The following is a 19,820-nucleotide window of genomic DNA, read 5'->3' as shown; positions in this document are numbered from 1 at the left end:
GGCTTACATGCAATCTTGAGGTGCACTGAAACAACGCTCGATCGAACGGAGCCTGCCGTCGTTTTAACTTGGGGACTGGAACGCAATGGAGGCAATAGACCATTGGAACTCCCGTTCCACCCAAACGTGATTTAGCGCCATCCCATCATCACGCTCATCGGAGTCCATTGACGAGCCAGCCGCTACTTGAACTGGGCAGGCCTGAGCGATATTTAGTCTCACCCCAACCCGCACAATCATCTTGCTGGCACGCGGCCATTGCCTATTGAATTCCGTTATGCAGTCTTGCTTTCGGGCAGACTGAGTTCGCGGATCATGCTCTCGCGCATGACGAACTTTTGCGCTTTGCCCGTCACCGTCAGTGGCATGTCTTTAACGAAGCGGATATAGCGAGGGATCTTGAAGTGCGCGATCTGGTCGCGGCAAAAGAATCGAATCTCGTCCTCGGTGGCATCCTGGCCCGGCTTGAGCACAATCCAAGCGCAAATTTCCTCCCCGTACTTCTGGTCGGGTACACCAAACACCTGCACCGTCTGCACTTTGGGATGGAGAAAGAGGAATTCCTCAATCTCGCGCGGGTAGACGTTCTCACCGCCCCGAATGAGCATGTCTTTCACGCGGCCGACGATATTGCAGTAGCCGTCGGCATCGATCGTAGCCAAGTCACCGGTATGCATCCAGCCGTCGCGAATCGATTCGTTGGTTCGCGCTTCATCATCCCAATAGCCAAGCATGACCGAATAGCCACGAGTGCACAGCTCGCCGGTTGCGCCGACCGGCACGACATTCCCGTCCACGTCGACGAGCTTGCACTCCAAATGCGGCTGAATGTGCCCCACAGTAGAGACCTGCTTATCGAGCGGATCGTCCGTAGCGCTCTGGAAAGAGACCGGACTTGTTTCCGTCATGCCGTAGGCAATCGTGACTTCAGCCATGTGCATATCCGCCACCACCCGCTTCATCACTTCAACCGGACAAGGTGCGCCGGCCATGATGCCCGTTCGTAAACTGGAGAAATCGTACTTACCGAAGTCGGGGTGATCAAGCTGCGCGATGAACATCGTCGGGACGCCGTGCAGCGCGGTGCAACGTTCCTCGCTCACAGCCGCCATGGTGATCAACGGATCAAACGTCTCGCCTGGGAATACCATGCACGCGCCGGTCGCGCTACACGCGAGCACAGACATCACCATGCCAAAACAGTGATATAGCGGCACGGGCACGCACAATCGATCCGTCTCGCTCAGATTCATGGCCATGGCCACAAACCGCGCGTTGTTAACAATGTTCCGGTGCGTCAAGGTTGCCCCCTTGGGGGCGCCGGTGGTGCCACTGGTGAACTGAATGTTGATCGGGTCGTCGGCATCGAGCCCGGCCGTAATCGCGTCCAGCTCATCAACCGACACCCCCTCACCACAGGCGAACACCTGTCGGCAGGTCAGCATGCCAGGCGTGGGCACGTCCTCCATGCGGATCACCCACCGCAACGCGGGCAGCTTTGCTGCGCGCAAATCGCCTGGCTCGCTGCTTTGCAACTCAGGAGCTAATGCTTGCAACATCTCCAGGTACCGCGAACTCTTGAAGGACTCTGGCGCGACGATAGCCTTGCAGCCAACCTTGTTCAGTGCGTACTCAAGTTCTGCAAGCCGATAGGCTGGGTTGACGTTGACCAACACCAGACCGAGCCGAGCGGCCGCGAACAGCGTCACCGCCCATTCGAATCGGTTTGGAGACCAGATGCCGATACGATCCCCCCGCCGCAGCCCCAACGCATGCAGGCCAGCCGCCATGGCGTCGATCTCTGAGGCAAATTCCTGCCAACTCCAACGGACGCCCTGCGCACGAAATACGACCGCAGGACGCTGCCCGTGGTGCTTCACTGTGTCGGCTAGCAGCGCGGAAACGGTAAAACCGCTCAGAGGGCAGCTTGTGTCGCCTTTTACATAGGACAGTCCGTTGATCGGCAGAGTCGCACCGGCGCTACACCCGGATGTCTCAGACTGCATCTTCATACTTGTCTCCATAGTTCCCCAGACGAAAAGCGCTTCGCAACGCCCATCATATTATCTTCCCCGGAAGATCTCAAGATGAAGTTTTCTTGATTGAGGCTGAAAATTGTAGAGCGCGCGAATCGCCGATCGTCGGCTCGTTTCCGGCCGCATATTGATTCTTGTCGCCTGGAAAAACTGCGTAAGATGATGCGCAGTCGCTCATTCGGCGGCAGTCGTGACATCGTCCAAGGAAGCAATTCTATGAGTACCGCCGCCGAGAAGCGAGCCAGCAAGGACCAAGTAGCTGCCGCACCTTCTGACTCGAACAGGAGGCCCTTCTTATCAAGCAGCAGCCACATCGAACTCATCACGCGGCAATGGCGGTACGAGCGGAACGATCTCGATCTGTCGAATTTCCTGCTGGCGATTTGCTCTATGCGCCTGGGCACTCTGGTGGAGCGTAGCTTTGATCGGATGTGTCAGCATCTATGGAACATCAGCGGGTCGGACATGTGCGTCCTGCTAGCACTGCGCCGAGGAGGCCCGCCCTACGCAATGCGCCCGACCGATCTGTATCGGGCACTCATCGTCACATCTGGGGCGGTCACCAAGAAGATCGACCGACTTGCCAACCACGGCATGGTCGAACGCATGGTCGATCCGGGCCACGCCGGCGGCTTCATCGTCCATCTCACCAAGAAAGCGCTGGATACCGTGGAGCGAGCGGTGGTGCAGCTCGCAGAGGAATCGTCGATCGCCCCTGCAATGTCGTACTTCTCAGAAATCGAGCTCTCTGCCGGCAGCGACTTCTGCCTTGGAACGCTTGCTGTCATGGAAGAGCTAGCTCTTCCTGCAAGGGAAGTGGAGAACGAGGAAAACACCCCAACGACGCAACTGCAGTCCGAGGGACGGGCTCGACGAGATAGGTGACGGTCGCCAACGGAGGCGCAGGAATGTCTCGCGGCGCGGAATCACTATGCTCGAGTCTGCGCACTGATTGTGGTCGGCCCCGTTGCGCGGGCACGGCGCATGAGGCGAGAAGCTCTGCACTTTGGCACTGTTTCCTGCAGCGCGCCTTATCGTACTCCCCGATCAAATGATCAGCGCCGTCATACGCGTGACGAATCGCACTGCTTGGAACGGCCACACTACCCCAGCACACCGTTCTCGCACAACTTCATATTCACGACTAGCAACGTCATCGCCTTATCAGTGAAGCCGATGCGGACGGTGATGCCGCCGAATCAGCAAGGCTAGCGGCGAAGGTACCCCTGCGGCGTCCCGAACCCGGCAATCGCCGCCTGTCCGAACATCTTGCAGCGTTGACTGCTTCATTGTTTCTACCCAATGCGTTTCCTGAGATCGACGCCCCCGACCGCACGGCCTCGATGGCTTGCAGTACGAGCGAAGTGACTGCGCACGGCGGGATCCCTGCGAGCATGACTTTTCAAGGGTGCATTCTCCCATGGACTCACCAATTCCATACAAACTTCCACGAAAGACGCTTTTTCAGAGTCATCCGCACGCCAAGCCGATAAAATCGACTTACAACGCCATAGGTCGCCGTGTCACAGCAATGTCTGGGTAAATACCACTTTGACATTTCACCTTCCACGGACGATCCTACCACCGCCAACCAGCTTCCACCGCTGCTTCATCCGCGGTCGCTTTTACCTCGGCTGCACAACATCCTCGAACGAGCTCTATATGAACCAAGTGAACTCTCGCCGCACTTTTCTAGGGCGCGTATCGTCCGGACTTTTGGGGGCTGGATTGGCTGCTTGCGGCGGCAGTCAGGCAAACACCAACTCCAAACCGGCTTTTGTGCTGGTGCATGGCGCTTGGCACAACGCCAGTACTTACACAGAAGTCATTGCACAGCTAGCTGGACTTGGACACTTTGGGATTGCACTGGACCTGCCGGGTCACGGCGTGCGTGCGAAGCTACCCAGCACGTGGCAGCGGCGTCCCTTCGATGCCACCGCGTTTGCGAACGAGGCATCACCGATTGCGGGGATCACGCTTACAGATTACGCGTCCCACGTCATCGAAGTTATCGATCAGGTCCGCGCACTAGGTTACGACCGCGTCGTACTGGTAGGTCACAGTCTCGGTGGCGTGACGATCACTCAGGTTGGTGAGCAGGCAGCGGAAAAGATATCCAAGTTGGTGTACTTGAGCGCATTCCTGCCGTTCAATGGAAAGGCAATGCTGGATACGGCGACGAGTCCCGAAGGTGCAGGCAATCAAGTCTTTGGATTGGTGATCGGCGATCCAAGGGCCATCGGCGCGCAGCGCATCGATCCCGCCGATCCTGATGCTGACTATCGAGCCCGCGTGAAATCGGCCTTGTATGGCGACGTGCCCGACGACGAAGTCGCTGCCATGTGCAACCTGCTGACACCTGATGAGCCGGTGCAGCCAGCGGTGACACCAATTGTGCGCAGCGCGTCAAACTGGGGGGCGTTACAACGTCACTACATCAAGTGCCTGCAGGACAACGCTGTGACGCCCGCGCTGGCACAAAAAATGATCGATGTCGCCGACGCTGAATTCCCTCAGCAAAAAACCGTTGTCCACACTTTGAACTCAAGTCACTCGCCATTCCTATCGAACCCCGCTGGCGTGGCGCAGTTGCTCTCGACAATCGCACTTTCGTGATGTGGGGCGCCTGTCGTCACGGGAAAGGGCGACGCCCGAACTTCTTCATCTGATTACTGACGGCAGTGTGCCCGGACCCCAGGCCTTGCGCCGAGTGCGGACGTCCGGTGCAACGCAGCGCGATACGCTAGGGTGGTCACCCGTGGTGAATGCGCTGCCCCGCCCCTCCAATCCCCGCGTGACATGTCCTTGAGGCTGCGGGTCATCTTCTGTTGATCATTCTGGAACGAACAATGGAAACCGACCTCATCTTTAAACTTCGACTCGATGGGGCGTTGTTGCGTAATTCAAGCGTAAGGACTGAAAGGGTCCTATGTTCATGATTTCAAGCAATGCGAACGGATTGCGGGTGTGCGAGATCCGCCATGCGGTTCAGCACGCCCACGCGGATGGCGATCTCGGCCGCCCGCGTGTCGGCGTGTCGTGCCCACGGGCTGTCACCCGTGAGCGTCTTGAAGCGATACATCGCGCTCTCCGCGAGCGAGCGCCGATGGTAGCCGCTGACCTTCTTCCATTCGCGTCGGCCGACTTGGGCGATCGCATCGACTGCGTCGTTGCGCCACGTCGCGCCCGACGTGTTCGCGGGCCAATGAGCGGCGCGCGCGGCGGAATCGAGGGCATTGCGCCGCGCGCGGCGATCGCGGCGTGGCACGCCTTGGAGTCGTAGGCCCCGTCATCGCCGATAACATCGAACTGCTCGTCGTCCGGGATCTGGTCGAGCAGTTCGGCCAGAACGTCGCCGTTTGCGACATTCTGATGTGTCATCAGCGCGGCGCGCACCTGGGCCGTGTTCGCATCGAGCGCCAGATGCACCTTGCGCCACGTGCGACGCTTCGAGTGGCCATGCTGGCGCACTTTCCACTCGCCTTCGCCGTAGACCTTCATGCCCGCGCTGTCGACCACCAGATCGATCGGCTCGTGCGGCACGTCTGACGTTTACGCGCAACCGCCGGGGCGGTACCCCTGGTGAGGCATCCACGAAGCTTGAGGTTTCACTCCATGCGCGCTAGGCGAAATTGCGTCCACCTGTTCGCGTCGCGAAACTGGACAGGCATGTTCAAGGCCGAAATGTAGAACTCCGATAGTCGGTCTATATCGTTCGCTACGATATAGACCGCTTGCATGTCAACTTCTGCCATGTTTGTGCTTCGGAAAACTGTGGTGGTGGTATGCTCGATATAAGAAAAGGAGACTGATGTGCCGAGAATCGTGGTCAACGGCAGTGGACTGGCCGCAGGTTAGTAGTACCCAATCTCGAATCAGGGCTTGGCGCACCTGAGGTAATGTTCCACGCGTTTCCTGCGATTCCATCTTCGCGGGCACGACCGCATCACGGGGTGTGCAGCGGCGTCGCAAATTGCATCCGCCTAAAGGAAGCCCTTCTTGCCCCCCCTTGACGAGCGGGTGCACGAATTGATGAGAGATCGGCGTGACGGCATGCTCATGCTGATTGGGCTTGCGTGCCATCCAGTGAACGCTGCGCAGACCGCTTCCCGCGCCAAAAATAAAATGCCGTTCAATCGCTTAACTGAACGGCATTCCCATTTAGGTCTCACGGCACTGCCGGCGACTTCGATCACGAAATCAGATTCGCAATCCCTTCTTCCAGACTGTCGCCACAGCGGCGACTGGACCCTGAGCGCTTCCGCCCCGCGATCGAAAGCGTGTCGCTAAACGCATCCAAACTCGAGTAACGCTGCAGGGCCGCATACATGGAGATGGCCGCTATTCCTCCGCCAACAAGTTTCGGTTTCAGGCCAGCCAAACGCCGCAATGGTCGAAGCAGAAGTTCACGCTCCTGAATCTCGACACGCAGAGAGCCGATTCACAGCCCCCGCCGAAATCTGAATCGCGCGGGCAGCACCCGCACTGTTCCGTGACGACGCCGCTCACGACTGATGTGAAAAGGTCCGAGTTTTGCGTTCGCCAGGCTAGAATTGATGGCGGATGCCCACCATCACCCCTGTTTGATTCACTCCGGGCACTGGATTTGAGCCGCTCACCACGCCGCCGTCGATCGTGAATGTAGCGTTGCGCTGATTGAACATACGTCCTGCAGTGATGTATACCGCGGACCGCTTAGACAACAGGTAAGTGGCCCGCGCGGCGATCACGGAAGCCCCTACTGAACTCCCGCCATTTACCGATAAGTGGCCGAACTGGGCATCAAGGGCGATCTGCGGATCAGGGTAGTACGTTCCGCCAAGCCACCAGTAGTTGCTAACCGCGTCGAACACTGTCGGAGTCTGCGCCCCGTGGTTAATCCGATGAAGGAACCCGGTACCAATAGTTGCAGTACCGAACTTCACATAACCATCGACGACGATACGCGTGTCAGTCAGAGAACTGGTACGCAACGGCGATCCCGTACCGCCTCCGCCGTAGTTACGGTCAAAAGCAGTGGCTATCCCCCAGGTTGCCGCTTCATACTTCACCATCGCAGACATTGACTTACAGGCCCGCCAGTCTGTCGGCGACTGGCCTGCACATCCTCCCGCCTGTGCAGGAGCTACACCGTCACGCCCAAACGAATACGTCGCGCCTATAGTCAGACCAGACGACGAGAACGTGTATGCGACAGCGTTGTCGAGCCGCGGTTGAGCAAGGTACGTGTCCAGATCAGCAGCCGCATAGATGTTCGGTCCGATCGTGTCGCCGGGCAGCGCCCAAAAGATCTGTGAGTATTGCCGACCAAGCGTGAACGTCCCCCACCGCCCTGCCAACCCTACGTATGCTTGCCTACCAAACAAGCGACCGCCTTGATTCAGCGTCCCTTGCGCTGCAGCGAATCCTGATTCCAACACAAACACCGCGCTGAGACCGCCGCCAAGGTCCTCTTTGCCACGGAGGCCCCATCTCGAGGGCATCGATCCTGTCAGCGATGGCATACGCACAGCGCTCGATTTATTTGGACCAGTGTTGGTCACATATTCAACGCCTGTATCTACGATGCCATACAACGTGACGCTGCTCTGCGCCTGCGACACTGTTGGCCCACAGACAGCAAGCGACGAAACGCCCAAACAGATCGTTCGACGCCACGAGAAAACACTCCCCGCTCGACCCCATCGTGAACCCATTCTCCTGTCTCCATTTGGTTATATGCTTCCACGGAAGATACGCTTTGATCATCTTCCATGTCAAACATTTATCATTAAGGAGTTACCCGAATTTCACGACAGATCAGCTGACGATATCGACATCTAACAGTTCTGACACACAAAATTAGCAGCGTTTCACGTATACGCATTTGCCCTATCTCGACACCACTTCTCCCAAACATAATCTTCCTAGGAAGGGCTGTTATGATCAAAGAGTAGCCAGGTGTGCAGCCTGTCTCGCCGCTGAATGCCGAATGTGTCCCCGATGACATGGGAATCGAATGGACAGATAGGTCAACCCCAGCGTGCAAACAAAGGAAAGTCCTTCTAGAAGGGTACGGATTCATGAAGGCAAACCAGGCGCGGTGGCCCATTGCCACGATGGCACGGCTGCTGAAGGTCTCCACCAGCGGCTATTACGCGTGGCTGGAACGAGAGCCATCGAAGCAGGCGTCCAGCGATGCGCAGTTGCTGTCGCGTATCCGCCCGCTGCACGCGAGCTCGCGCGGCACCTACGGCGTGCCGCGCATCCACGCGCAACTCGCCCGTGAGAGCGTACACGTCGGACGCAAGCGCGTGGCGCGCCTGATGCCACTGGCTGGCCTATGCGGGGCAAGCCGCAGGCCCTGGAAGAGCACGACGCGTCAGCGCGCGGGCGCGCGGCGCGCGCCCGATCTGGTACAGCGGCACTTCAGCGCCGACGCTGCGAACGTACTGTTGGTGGCGGACGCCACCTACATCCCGACCGGCGAGGGATTCCTGTATCTGGCGGTGGTGCTCGACGTGTTCAGCCGGCGCATCGTCGGCTGGGCCATGTCCAACCACCTGTACACGGAACTGATGCTCCGGGCGTTGGACATGGCGCTTGCGCAGCGGCACGCCGACGGCGTGATCCATCACTCGGACCAAGGATGCCCAATATACGTCGATTGCCTTCGGGCGGCGCTGCCGTGAGGCGGGCGTGCAACCTTCGATGGGCACCGCGGGCGACTGCTATGACAACGCGATGTGTGAGTCGTTCTTCGGCACGCTGGAGGCGGAGTTGCTCATGCGCGAGCACTTCGATACGCGAGAGCAGGCACGACGCGCGATCTTCCGCTTACTCGAGGGCTGGTACAACATCCGTTGCTTGCACAGCAGCCTCGGCTATCGTTCACCGCTCGAATTCGAAGACGCGCACACAAAGGAAACAACCGTGCCAACTTGCGGGTTGCCCACCGTCGGGCGGCGTCGTGGTCGTGACAGGCGACCCGCCGCCCGCCCATGGACAACCCGCGACTCAACACTCAATGGAGGCTAGACCGTATATCGATTCCAACTGCAAACCTCTCCGTTGAAGCGGGTCAATCTCAGTCATGCCTTAAACAAGTATTTGTGGCCACAGGTTATGTTCCGAGCTCCTCCTCACCCACTTGCTCGGACGCCGCCGCGACTAGCTTCCGAATGCTGCCGCGTCCAACCGTCGCAACGTCTCCAAACCACGCTTTTCACTTGGCAGTCCAGGGGTTCGCCAGTCATACTCCAGTTCTACGAGTCCGGTATAGCCGTGGCCCGCAAGCTTGCGCAATACACTTTCGAAATTAATTTCGCCGCTGCCGGGCTCAAACCGACCAGGATTATCGACGAGCTGCACAATCTCGATGGCATCCCAGGTCTGATCCAGATGAAACAGGAGGTCCCCGTCCATCGACTGCACGTGGGAGGTATCAAAGATCAGTCGGACAGCGGGATGATTTGCCGCCTTGATGATCGCGTACGCGTCAGTGATATGCTCGAGCAGCATGCCGGCGACGCGCTTGCGACTCACCGTCTCCAGGCAGAGCGTCAGCCCGTGCCTACCCGCAATGTCCGCTGCCTCGCGCAGGTTTACGACAAACGCGCCAAGCTGTAGCGCGAGCGGACGATGCGGATCCGCACCTCCAAGCACCGCAAGCCGGCGGGCACCCACCCGCTCAGCGGCGGCAATCGCATGTTGCATCTCGTGCGCGATCCATGCACGAGCCTCTGCGCTGTCGTTCCCCCAACTAATGTTTCGAAGTTGATCGAACGTTGTGTAGAGGATGCACCCCGGTTCGAGCCCGTGGCGAGCAAGAGCCTCTCCCACGCGCATTTGTTCCGATGCGTCCCGCGAGCGCGCGGCAGCATAGAGCACGCCGGCAAAGCCCCTATCGGCCGCGAAGCCGATCTGATCGACGGGATCGGCGCTGCCCACTGTTGCCGAGAACATCGGCAGGAACGGCGGACGATATCCGAGGTGAGGTGCGTAGCGTAAATTCCACTTCATAGATCGCTCCCGAAATGAACCTTAGGTGTGGGCACCGACGGATTTAGGCAATTTGCTGACGTTTTGCCTACGTACAGCCATTGCTCAAGTGCTTCGATTGCAAGTCGCCCCATGGCAAGTCGTGCTTCGTAGGTGGCACTGCCGACGTGTGGCAAGAGTGTTGTGCGCGGCAGTGTGAGGAAACGTCGATCAATGTGCGGCTCGTTGCAGTAGACATCGAGTCCTGCGCTAGCGATTCGACCAGACTCAATCGCGTCCATCAGTGCCGCCTCATCGACGAGATCGCCGCGTGCGATATTGACGAACACTGCGCCTTCGGGAAGCAGTGCAATCCGATCCGCATTCAATGCACCCCGGGTCTGTTCGGTCGACGGCGCACATACGCACAGGACATCGCTTATTCCAAGCAGGGAATCGAGGCTCGGGTGGTATGTAATTCCAGCGTCTTCGGGATGCCGGGAGCGGTTGTGATAGTGAATGCGCATCCCGAAGGCTTGTGCACGCCTCGCCACGGCCAATCCTATCCGCCCCATTCCGAATAGCCCGAGGCGGCGCCCGGTCAATTCCTTTCCAAGAAAACGTGTTGGCGACCACGGTCCCCATTCGCCCGCACGAAGGATGGTCTCGGCTGTCGAAGCATCACGCGCGGCGGAGAGGATTAGAAGCAAGGCCGTTTCAGCTACAGCATCGCTTAGGACATCGGGCGTATAGAACACCGGCAAACCGAACTCGGTGGCGGCTTCAAGGTCAATATGGTCATAGCCCACCGAGTAGGTCGCCAGCGCTTGCACGTGCGAACTCATCGCCCGCAGCCTCACGCGATCCAGTCGGTCGGTGGCCATGACAAGCACAGCGTCGCTGGACTGTACGTAGGTCATCAGTGCATCGCCGATAGGCTCGTCATGTGGCCATAGTGTCACGTCGAATCGCTCACGTGCGAGGTCAAGCGCTGCGTCTGGCAGCGTGCGTGTGATCAGCAATCGCGCCCTGGTCATGCCCAGTATTCCTTACGCTGAACAAGCGTCGAATCGATGTCGCTCACACACGCGGTACCGCACAGTCGCATGGCACGCCGCAATTCGTCGGTAAGAATAGCTAACGCACGCTCGGCCCCGGCTTCGCCCCCAGCGGTCACGCCATAGAGTGTCGCGCGGCCGATCGCGACAGCGCTAGCCCCGAGCGCCAACGCTTTGACGATGTCGACGCCTCGGCGCACACCTGAGTCGATGACGACGGGAATCCGTCCGCGAAGCGCGTGGATAATTTCCGGCAATACATCAGCCGCGGCAACTGCTCCATCTAGTTGGCGTCCGCCATGGTTGGAGACCCAGACACCGTCAACGCCTAGATTGCAGAGTCGCGCCGCATCTTCACCGCGTAGCACGCCCTTTACCAACAGGTTTCGAGGCCAGCGATCACGTAGCCGTAGCAGCGCCTCCCAGTCAAAGGACGCGTCTAGGTTCTGTCCAACCTTCGCCGCGATCGCGGCGCGCGGATCCCTATTGCCCTCGAATCCGACCAAGTTCTCAAAGCGCGGTTGTCCATGGCGCAGCACCTGCAAGCACCAGCCAGGCCGGCTGGCAAAGTCAAATGCCGTACGCCAACTCATACGGAACGGCACGGTAAAGCGGTTGCGCAGATCGCGCTCGCGTTTGCCACCGGTCGCGAGATCCAGCGTGACCACGAGTGCTTCATAATCGGCCGCGGCCGCACGCTCCAGCAACTTGCCGGTGAACGCCTTATCGCGAAGCGTATAGAGTTGGAACCAAAGTCGTCCACCGGCCTCATCGGCTATGGTTTCTATCGAAGAGGTAGCCGTGGTAGACAGCGTGTATGGAACACCGAGTCGCGCAGCGGTACGTGCGATTGCGACATCTGCCTTCGGCCATCCGGCTCCGATCGCGCCCGTTGGTGCGATGACGATTGGTGCGGCAGCAGTCGCGCCCAGAATAGTCGTGGAGATATCCGGATTCTCTACATTCTCCAACAAGCGGGGCCGTAGCGAGATCCGCTTGAAGCCCTCTCGATTTTCGCGCAACGTGATTTCGTCCTCTGCTCCACCGTCAAAGAAGTCGAATACGCCCCTTGGTACGCGGCGGCGTGCCAACTTCCTCAGATCCTCGATGGAGTGGGCATCCTGCAATCTCGTCGTCCGCATGATTATGCAGCCCCCACGGCGGCGCTCAACATGTCGGCGACGCGCGCCAAGTGCAATGAAGCGCCACGGTGCAGACAGGCCTCGGCGTAGACGCCAGGTCGGCCTTGCTGGTCACGCCAGACTACCAAGCGCTGCCCGAGCACCTCGATCGATTTCGGGCCGGCGTTCGGCGGTGGCGTATCCGACGACTGGATCACGGGCAACCAGAAACGGCGCATCGCATTTCCCATCGGGGTTCCCTCACCCGTCCGGCACATCATTTCGTTATCTTGGTGGTTCAACATATGAATCTCCGGGACTTTTAGGTAGTGGTTGAATGGCCAGCCTTCAAAGGTCGAGGACCAATCGTTTCGATTTGAACCGTGAGCAACACGGCATGAAGCAATCGTTGCGCGAGCGCTCGTCGTCAGTGAGGTAAAGGTCCCGATGGTCGGGCTCTCCGTCGAGTACCCTCGTCATGCAGGTGCCGCACACACCCTGTTCGCAGGACAGCGGAAGCGCGAACCCAGCATCAAGCGGCGCGTTTGCTGGAGTCTGGTCCGCCGCCACTCTGATCACTTTGCCGCAGCTACGGATTTCGATTTCGAAGGGAGCATCTTCGTCTGACGACTCTATCTTCGGGCCCGCGAAATATTCGCGATGCAGATGCGTGTCGCTCCAGCCAAGTTCGCGCGCAGTCTGCAGGATGTGATCCATGAAGCCCGCCGGCCCGCACACGTACAAGCGCTTGTCGGGCGACGGTACACCGATCGAGGCTCGCGCATCCAATCGCTGCTCGGGCGGACCGTCGTCAATATGCACCTGCAGATCATTTCCAAGCGCCATCTCCCGAACACGGTCAACCAGCGCCATGCGCGATAGAGAGCGGCCGCAATAGTGCATCTTGAACGGACGGCTTTCGCGTGTCAGTTGTTGAGCCATGCATAAGATCGGCGTGATGCCGATGCCGCCCGCAAAGAGAATGGACTGGTCAGGACCGCCGTGCAGCGCGAAGTGATTGCGCGGGACGCTGATCGTCAGCGTGTCGCCAGCCTGAACGTCCTCATGAAGTGCGACTGAACCGCCGCGAGACCGCGGATCGCGGAGCACGCCGATGCGGTAGCGCGAGCGCTCGTCCGGAAGATCGTAAAGAGAATATTGACGAACTAGTCCACCAGGCAAGTGCACGTCAATGTGCGCGCCGGCCTCAAATTTGGGCAACGGCGCCTCGGACAAGGACGCAAGTTCGTAGCCAAGGATGTCGTCGGCCAGGCAGGTCGGTGCCGAGACTTTCACTTGCAACGTAGCGTTGAATTCGGGAATGGGAATTTCCATGGGGAGATCCTCGTAAAAGCAAATACGTCAGGCAACAACGGGCAAGCGGCGCCGTACGCCTACTGGATCTCAGCCTAGTTTTTGCTGAATGAGCCAGCGCGCAAGACCGTAGTCCATCACGCGACGTGCTCGGGAATCCAGTCCATAAGCGCACGACCTAACGACCCGACAACCTGCGTCCGCCCCTCTGCAAGAGCCTCGCAGACCTCAACGACGGATCGAAGCACTGCTGCGTGCTCGTCGATATGGCAGCCGGCTGACTCGTACGCTGTTCTCCGCATGTCGTCATCCTCCTCGCCAAAACGGCGGCGCGCGTGCTCGTCGAAAGACTCGAGCGCAGCTGCAAGGCCATCGTCGTCTACGGTAAGTAACGCGTTCACGCACCCGACAAACTCGTGGTCCATTTCGTCCATCGACGTGTGACCAAGCATAAGGGCGTCCTTCCACTCAAAGGCTGGAGAGACAGGCTCCGGACCGACAACCTGTCGCGCCTTTCGCGAGACTGCCGACACGTCAGCGGTCAGCGCCTGCGCAGCCGAAGGCAGGTTGCGCGCGCTAATATCTTGGGAGATTTCCATAGTTCACGACTCTCATGCAAACGCAACTTCAAAAACCACCTATCTTCCATGGAAGCTACCTAATCCAAAGCGAGGTGTCGAGGTAGGGGAAACGAGAATGCGGTCAATTATCGACTCTAAGGGCCGAACGATCGATTCCAATCGGGATCCTAAAACCCTTGTCCGCGGGAGGGGACGTCTGCTACGGGTAATTCCGGTGGCTCCGATGTGTGACATGGAAGATGTTGTATTTGTATCTTCCTCATCAGATATCAACCATAAAACACATCGGAGGAGATCCGTGGAGACGTCATCGAAGTCGTTGTTCGGTTACGCGCCGTTGTCGCGTTCGGTACTTTGTTGGGGGGGCTCGGCGCTAGCGGCAAGTGCGCCGGGCGCGGCGCAAGCATAGTCCAGCGTAACGCTCTACGGGATCATCGACGCGGGCGTCGAATACCTGACAAATATCGTCCGCAGAAATCGAGCGTGGTGAAGGTTCCACAGCTTACGGGAACGATTCCTTCACGATGGGGCTTCCGAGGCAAAGAGGATTTGGGCGGCGGTCTCAGTGCGGTGTTCGTGTTGGAGTCGGGATTCGCGCCGGGGCGGGGTACGCTCAACCAGAGTGGCCGTTTGTTTGGACGGCAGGCGTACGTGGGGCTTTCAAGCCGATGGGGAACTTTGTCGTTCGGTCGCCAATATTCCCAAATCTTCTGGGCAATGCCCGGGGATTCTATGGGCTCCAACATCTATGCTGCGGGCTTTCTTGACGGCTATCTTTCGCAACCGCGTCTCGATAACGCAATCGTCTACAGTTTCTCGTCCTCCGGGGTGACGTTCGGCGTTAGCTTTTCTCTCGGACGTGACAACGTGGCCCCGGCTGCAGCGGCAGGCTACCCGGGCTGCTTTATCAAGACGTCCTGATTGTCCCGATCATGTACCGATGGACCGGTTGCTAACGAATTAGGGGCTGGGTTTATCCGTTGCGTAAAACGGCGTGGCGCGCAAGCCGAGTAAGATCTAGCAAATCGATGAGAAGCTGCGCGGCGACCTATCTGCTATTGCATGCGATGGATTACCATGGCGCCGAATCGGTCGTGTTGATCCAGAAACGGCGCGACAAGGTCTCGGCAAAGCGCTTTCTGCGGCTCTTGCCGCGTTCAGAACCTGAACTGAGCAGAGTCGTTGCGGACCGGCTCCTAATCCTCCCTGCGACCAGCGGGTTCGCGCTAGTTTCGCAGTAAGCAGCAGTGGACTTGCGGAATCGCAGTGATGCCAATAACGATGAAGTTTTTATCGTGTCAACATGGGCTCTGCTGTCGGTGCAATCCAGAATGTCCACCCACTGCTCGCCGAGGTCCGCCCCGCCCTCCTAAACCTACGGCTACCTTGCAAGCCACGAGAACCACGCGGCTGCCCGCTAGTGGAAGACGAGGCACTTCGCGGCGTGCCGGCGTGATAGCGCCACTCGCTACCTGCTTGCGACGGTCGTGCCGTTATAGACCTCCTCGCGATGGGGAGGAAACGCATATGGACCTACGCGCAGAACCGCAATGGCGCCAACACCAACTGCTGCAATGAACGAGATTATTGCGATATTGTAAGAGTGAACCAGGTCAAATGAGAGTCCCAAGAGATAGGTACCCAATGCGCCTCCCCATGCCCACGATACCCAGATGGCACCCGTAACGCTCCCGAAATCGGTCATCGGAAAGTAGCGGCTCACGAGGAAGGTTAGGATGTCGCCTTCGGCACCGGCTGCGATACCTACCAGAACCCCAGCGAACGTCAAAGCCGTAAGGGAACTTGCCGTAGTCAACACTCCCATTCCGACCATTGCAAGTGCAAAGACGCCAGCAGTGACATATGGAGCGAAGATCCGGTCCATAGCGAAGCCAATCGCCAGGCGTGAGATGAGCGACCCTACGCCGACGCTCGTGAGAATCCCCGCTGCAGCCAACGAAGAGTAGCCACGGTCGGTGACAATTGGGACTAGCTGGGAGATGATCCCGAACGTTGCCACGGAGACATTGAAGATGCCGATCACAATCAACCAAAACGGTCGGCTTGATCGCACGACCGAACCCAACGAGCGAGAACTGCCACCGGTCCATTTATTTTTCGCCTCACGTCTCATGCGCCGCTCCTGCTCGTAGTCCGAAGGCAGCCGCACAAAGAAAAGCAACATGACAATTGGCACAAAGGTCACCAGCGCAGCAACGCCCCAGTATCCTCCCCGCCAGCCGTATCTCGACAACAAGAAGTGAGCGTACAACGGCATCAGAGCCGCGCCGATACCGGTCCCCGCGTTCACCAACCCTAGTGCAAGGCCTCGCTTGCGATTGAACCACGCACAAACCGCTGTCGCGTACGGCAACACCGTAGCAGCGGAACCAAAAAAGCCGGCGACCCCAAACGTAGCGATAAATAAGCCAAGGCCTGCCGGGAGGAATGGCACGAGCGCAATCGAAAGCCCGAACATTAGTACATAAATGATTGTGACCTTTCTCATTCCCAGTCTATCGATCGCCATTCCGAGCGTGAATGACCCGATACCCGAGACAAGCGCGAAAGCGGTTAACCCTAGGGACACCGAGGCTCGCGACCATCCAAATTCCTCACCAATCGATTTGGCAAATATGCCAAACATATAGACGCCGACTACCCCTGCGCCAACAGAGGCACTTAGAGCACCGGCGACCACATTCCACCATCGATTAATAGGCTGATTGAACATCCGGTGTCTCCTTTCGATGTACGTGCTTTTAACTACAAAAGACCTGCGCAAGGCTAGATGGGCCGAACTCAACGGCTTGCCTGCGTAACTCGACTAATAAGTCGCCCCCTGAACCGCCCCTCTCTCTGCTCGAACATCATTGGCGTAGCCAAATAGCGCACACGTCCTGGAACACCTTGGTGGCCGCATCCGACACTCGAACTTCCGAGGAAGATTATATTTCGATACCTAACCAGTCAACTCATTGATTTCCCTACTCTGCGAGTCGGCGTGATTCCCGCGATTCCGCTCTTCATACGACATCATCCAGCGAGTTTGACGTAGGGGTTTTCCTTATCTCGACACCCAGTCGTTTCGCGTTGTATCTTCCGTGGAAGTTAAATAATCGAGGCAGGCGTCGACTGTCACGACGTGGTGGATATATCGGTTTTCCATGTGTCGAAGGCCCCACCTATTCGGGGCTAAATGAGCAGGCACCCTGATCCCGAACTCCGTGAGCGCCAGGCTCCATTTTTCACTCGCGAATAGAGGTTCAAAACGATGAGGTTTGTGGACAAAGTGGCGATCGTGACCGGCGCAAGTACCGGCATAGGCCGGGCGATCGCAGAGAGACTCTCTTCCGAAGGCGCCGCGATCGTGCTTGCCGACATTGCGAATGCCGAAGATGTGGCGATCGAACTGCGACAAGGCGGCGCCTCGGTTTTGGCGGTAAACGTCGACGTGGCAGACGAGGATGCGGTGAATGCCATGGTGGAGCGCACGATCGAGCAGTTTGGACAAGTCGATGTTCTGGTGAACAACGCGGCTATCGCCTCAACCATACAACTCCGGCCTTTCGAGCAAATCTCGGTAGCCGAATGGCGTCGCATGCAGGATGTCAATGCTATGGGGCCGTTTCTGTGCGCTCGTGCTGTGTCGCCGCACATGAGGTGTCGTCGATATGGTCGTATCGTCAATATCACTTCTGGCACGGCGTTCAAGGGTGCGCCTTTTATGCTCGACTACGTGGCCAGCAAGGGTGCCCTGATGACGATGACGCGCGCGCTAGCGCGCGAATTGGGATCGGAGTTCGTGACCGTGAACGCTGTCTCACCAGGCTACACGTTGAGCGAGGGCAATCTCGCGAACGAGGAATTTCGCGACACGTATCGCGAATCGGCGATCTCGACCCGTGCTTTACCGAGAGATGCATGGCCGGCCGACATCGTGGGTGCTGTCGCTTTTCTCGCGAGCGACGACGCGTCATTCATCTCTGGTCAGATCCTTGCCGTCGATGGCGGGTCAGTCTATCACTGACAAAGATCCAGCGCGGCGAACCCACACATCTGGGGCTCATGAAGCGCCCGCACAAGCGTTGATTTTTACTCGATGTGGGCCGTGTTCGAATCGCGCGAACAAAGCCCCACGCTGAATGGTGGATTATTGAGACTTCCATAATTCATGACGTCACCACAGCGTAGCCTGCATCCAGCAAGCGGCAATGATCGAAGGCCGCTTTTGAGCGTTTTGAGCTTGTTGCGGGCGCTCGCGCGCAGTTCGCCGAGATCGTTGGGGCAGTAGTTGGCCAGTGCGTGGCGCTTCAGCCAGGCCCACAGGTATTCGACCGGGTTCATGTCCGGCGCGTACGGTGGCAGGAACGCGATCTGGATGTGTCCGTCCAGGCTGTCCAGGTACTCGCTTACCAAACGACTCAGATGCGCCTTCAGGCCATCCCAGATCACCGGCAGCGGCTGCCTCAGGTGGGCCTTGAGCGCTTTGAGGAATTCGACGATCTCCTCCTTCTTGATGCTTCCCTCGTGCAGCCGGAACAAACAGTTGGTACGCGTGAGTCCGGCGATGACCGAGACATGATTCCAGTTGAAGTGAAACTGGATGATCGGCGTCTGTCCCTTGGGCGCCCAGGTGCGGACTCTGGTCGGGCGCTCGCTGATGCCAGACTCGTCCACGAAGACAATCAGTCGGCCTTCTCGTCGGGCTTTTTTTTAAGGCTCGGCCAGGTGCGGCGCTTCCAGTTGCGCACGGCATCCTCGTTGCGCTCGATGGCCCGCTTCTCGGGCTTTTGCGGGCTAAATCCCAGTGAGCCCAAGATGCGCCAAACCTGCGTCTGGCCAAAGCGAACGCCGTACATGCGCTCGATGACCGCGCCCACACGCTTGAGTGTCCACAGTTCAGTGCCAAATCCGTGCTCGACGGGACTTTGCAGCAGGGCGGCACGAACAGCCGCCAACTGTTGCTCATCGAGTTGGGCCGGGCGCCCTCGCTCGCGCACCTCTCGCAGGGTATCGATGCCGCCTTCATCGAGCAGCCGCTTCCATGTGTACACCGTCTGCCGAGCCACACCTACCGCCAACGCCACTTCGGTGCAGCCCTTGCCCGCCAGCAACAGCCGACCCGCCTTCAATCGCTTCTTTGCTGCTTCGCTCAACCGCGTTTGTGCCATGCCAACTTGTCTCCAGGACGTTCCTGGAAATATAACGCTTGCGACGCTCAACGGTTGTCATGATTTACGGAAATATCACTAATCGCCCGTGTCTGACTTGTAGGTTGGCGAAACCAAGGAGTGGTGAGATGGCTATGTCCGACATCGAAGCCCACCCGTTGTTCGGGTGGTGGAAGATTTTATCTTTTCAGGTCGAGTTCGAGGATACAGGCGAGCGCGCGGACAAATACGGTGTCGAACCACTCGGCCATATAGTCATCGAACGCGATCGGATGATGTCGATACTCACATCCAGAGAGCGCCTGAATAGTGATCCGGCAGCCCTTTTCGAGACAATGATTGCTTATTCTGGTTTGTGTCGTGTCGAGGATGAGGACAAACTCATCATCAAGGTCGACACGGCTTGGCATCCAGGCTGGATTGGCTCCGAGCAGGTTCGGTTCTTCAAGGTAGATCGCGGCGTCCTATCAATAACAACTGCGTGGCAGCCCCATCCATCGTTCCCGGGGCGAATGGCTCGCGGTGTGCTGATGGCGCAGAGAAACAATGCCTAGCGCAGGCTCGCGCTATTCCCAAA

At 58.4% G+C, this 19,820-nt stretch carries 14 protein-coding genes and 3 pseudogenes; 6 read left to right on the top strand and 11 right to left on the bottom strand.

Features of this window, described 5'->3' with window-relative positions; translation table 11 throughout:
• Nucleotides 1–275: 275 nt before the first annotated feature.
• Nucleotides 276–2,012, bottom strand: coding sequence for an AMP-binding protein (locus G3N94_RS01280; RefSeq protein WP_205790151.1), 1,737 nt, complete (start codon nucleotides 2,010–2,012; stop codon nucleotides 276–278).
• A gap of 240 nt (nucleotides 2,013–2,252) precedes the next feature.
• Between G3N94_RS01280 and G3N94_RS01275 the strand changes: the two genes are divergently transcribed.
• Both G3N94_RS01275 and G3N94_RS01270 read left to right on the top strand, forming a co-directional pair.
• A complete protein-coding gene (locus G3N94_RS01275) occupies nucleotides 2,253–2,921 on the top strand; it encodes a MarR family transcriptional regulator (RefSeq protein WP_205790149.1) in 669 nt (222 codons plus the stop codon).
• A 777-nt stretch (nucleotides 2,922–3,698) separates the two neighbouring features.
• On the top strand, nucleotides 3,699–4,652 hold the full coding sequence (locus tag G3N94_RS01270) for an alpha/beta hydrolase (protein WP_205790141.1): 954 nt from the start codon (nucleotides 3,699–3,701) through the stop codon (nucleotides 4,650–4,652).
• Nucleotides 4,653–4,977: 325 nt separating this feature from the next.
• On the opposite strand, the pseudogene G3N94_RS01265 reads toward G3N94_RS01270, so the two are convergent.
• Both G3N94_RS01265 and G3N94_RS01260 read right to left on the bottom strand, forming a co-directional pair.
• Nucleotides 4,978–5,570: pseudogene (locus G3N94_RS01265) on the bottom strand (IS5 family transposase); the annotation flags it as partial.
• Nucleotides 5,571–6,583: 1,013 nt separating this feature from the next.
• Nucleotides 6,584–7,732, bottom strand: a complete 1,149-nt coding sequence (locus tag G3N94_RS01260; protein WP_205790139.1) for a porin — start codon at nucleotides 7,730–7,732, stop codon at nucleotides 6,584–6,586.
• 366 nt (nucleotides 7,733–8,098) lie between these two features.
• Between G3N94_RS01260 and G3N94_RS01255 the strand changes: the two are divergent.
• Nucleotides 8,099–8,924, top strand: a pseudogene (locus G3N94_RS01255) (IS3 family transposase); the annotation flags it as partial.
• Between the two features lie 261 nt (nucleotides 8,925–9,185).
• On the opposite strand, the gene G3N94_RS01245 reads toward G3N94_RS01255, so the two are convergent.
• The 6 genes from G3N94_RS01245 to G3N94_RS01220 all read right to left on the bottom strand — a co-directional run bounded on the left by G3N94_RS01245 (nucleotide 9,186) and on the right by G3N94_RS01220 (nucleotide 14,087).
• Complete coding sequence (locus tag G3N94_RS01245; protein ID WP_205790133.1) at nucleotides 9,186–10,037, bottom strand: sugar phosphate isomerase/epimerase family protein; 852 nt, start codon at nucleotides 10,035–10,037, stop codon at nucleotides 9,186–9,188.
• Nucleotides 10,034–11,032: a D-glycerate dehydrogenase gene (locus tag G3N94_RS01240; protein WP_205790131.1), complete on the bottom strand. Its 999-nt coding sequence runs from the start codon at nucleotides 11,030–11,032 to the stop codon at nucleotides 10,034–10,036. Before G3N94_RS01240 ends, G3N94_RS01245 begins: the two co-directional genes overlap by 4 nt.
• Nucleotides 11,029–12,180, bottom strand: a complete 1,152-nt coding sequence (locus G3N94_RS01235) for an alpha-hydroxy acid oxidase (protein ID WP_241021481.1) — start codon at nucleotides 12,178–12,180, stop codon at nucleotides 11,029–11,031. The genes G3N94_RS01240 and G3N94_RS01235 overlap by 4 nt, the downstream gene beginning before the upstream one ends.
• A 17-nt stretch (nucleotides 12,181–12,197) precedes the next feature.
• Nucleotides 12,198–12,479 carry a Rieske 2Fe-2S domain-containing protein gene (locus tag G3N94_RS01230; RefSeq protein ID WP_205790127.1) on the bottom strand — a complete coding sequence of 94 codons (282 nt, stop codon included), beginning with the start codon at nucleotides 12,477–12,479 and terminating at the stop codon, nucleotides 12,198–12,200.
• Nucleotides 12,480–12,522: 43 nt separating this feature from the next.
• On the bottom strand, nucleotides 12,523–13,509 hold the full coding sequence (locus tag G3N94_RS01225) for a PDR/VanB family oxidoreductase (protein WP_205790119.1): 987 nt from the start codon (nucleotides 13,507–13,509) through the stop codon (nucleotides 12,523–12,525).
• Nucleotides 13,510–13,625: 116 nt separating this feature from the next.
• On the bottom strand, nucleotides 13,626–14,087 hold the full coding sequence (locus G3N94_RS01220; protein WP_241021480.1) for a hemerythrin family protein: 462 nt from the start codon (nucleotides 14,085–14,087) through the stop codon (nucleotides 13,626–13,628).
• Nucleotides 14,088–14,552: 465 nt separating this feature from the next.
• Between G3N94_RS01220 and G3N94_RS01215 the strand changes: the two genes are divergently transcribed.
• Entirely contained in the window at nucleotides 14,553–14,990 is a 438-nt protein-coding gene (locus G3N94_RS01215; protein WP_346778624.1) for a porin, read from the top strand.
• A gap of 547 nt (nucleotides 14,991–15,537) precedes the next feature.
• On the opposite strand, the gene G3N94_RS01210 is transcribed toward G3N94_RS01215, so the two are convergent.
• On the bottom strand, nucleotides 15,538–16,803 hold the full coding sequence (locus G3N94_RS01210) for an MFS transporter (RefSeq protein WP_205790117.1): 1,266 nt from the start codon (nucleotides 16,801–16,803) through the stop codon (nucleotides 15,538–15,540).
• Nucleotides 16,804–17,343: 540 nt separating this feature from the next.
• On the opposite strand from G3N94_RS01210, the gene G3N94_RS01205 reads away from it, so the two are divergent.
• The gene (locus G3N94_RS01205) at nucleotides 17,344–18,099 is read left to right on the top strand and encodes a 3-oxoacyl-ACP reductase family protein (protein WP_205790116.1); all 756 of its coding nucleotides are present in this window, start codon (nucleotides 17,344–17,346) and stop codon (nucleotides 18,097–18,099) included.
• Between the two features lie 150 nt (nucleotides 18,100–18,249).
• On the opposite strand, the pseudogene G3N94_RS01200 reads toward G3N94_RS01205, so the two are convergent.
• Nucleotides 18,250–19,243: pseudogene (locus tag G3N94_RS01200) on the bottom strand (IS630 family transposase).
• Between the two features lie 128 nt (nucleotides 19,244–19,371).
• Here G3N94_RS01200 and G3N94_RS01195 point away from each other — a divergent pair.
• Nucleotides 19,372–19,797, top strand: coding sequence for a lipocalin-like domain-containing protein (locus tag G3N94_RS01195; RefSeq protein WP_205790114.1), 426 nt, complete (start codon nucleotides 19,372–19,374; stop codon nucleotides 19,795–19,797).
• The last annotated feature ends 23 nt before the right edge of the window (nucleotides 19,798–19,820 follow it).

Source organism: Burkholderia sp. Ac-20353 (assembly GCF_017104785.1).
GTDB lineage: Bacteria > Pseudomonadota > Gammaproteobacteria > Burkholderiales > Burkholderiaceae > Burkholderia.
This window is presented reverse-complemented; position numbering and strand designations above follow the sequence as displayed.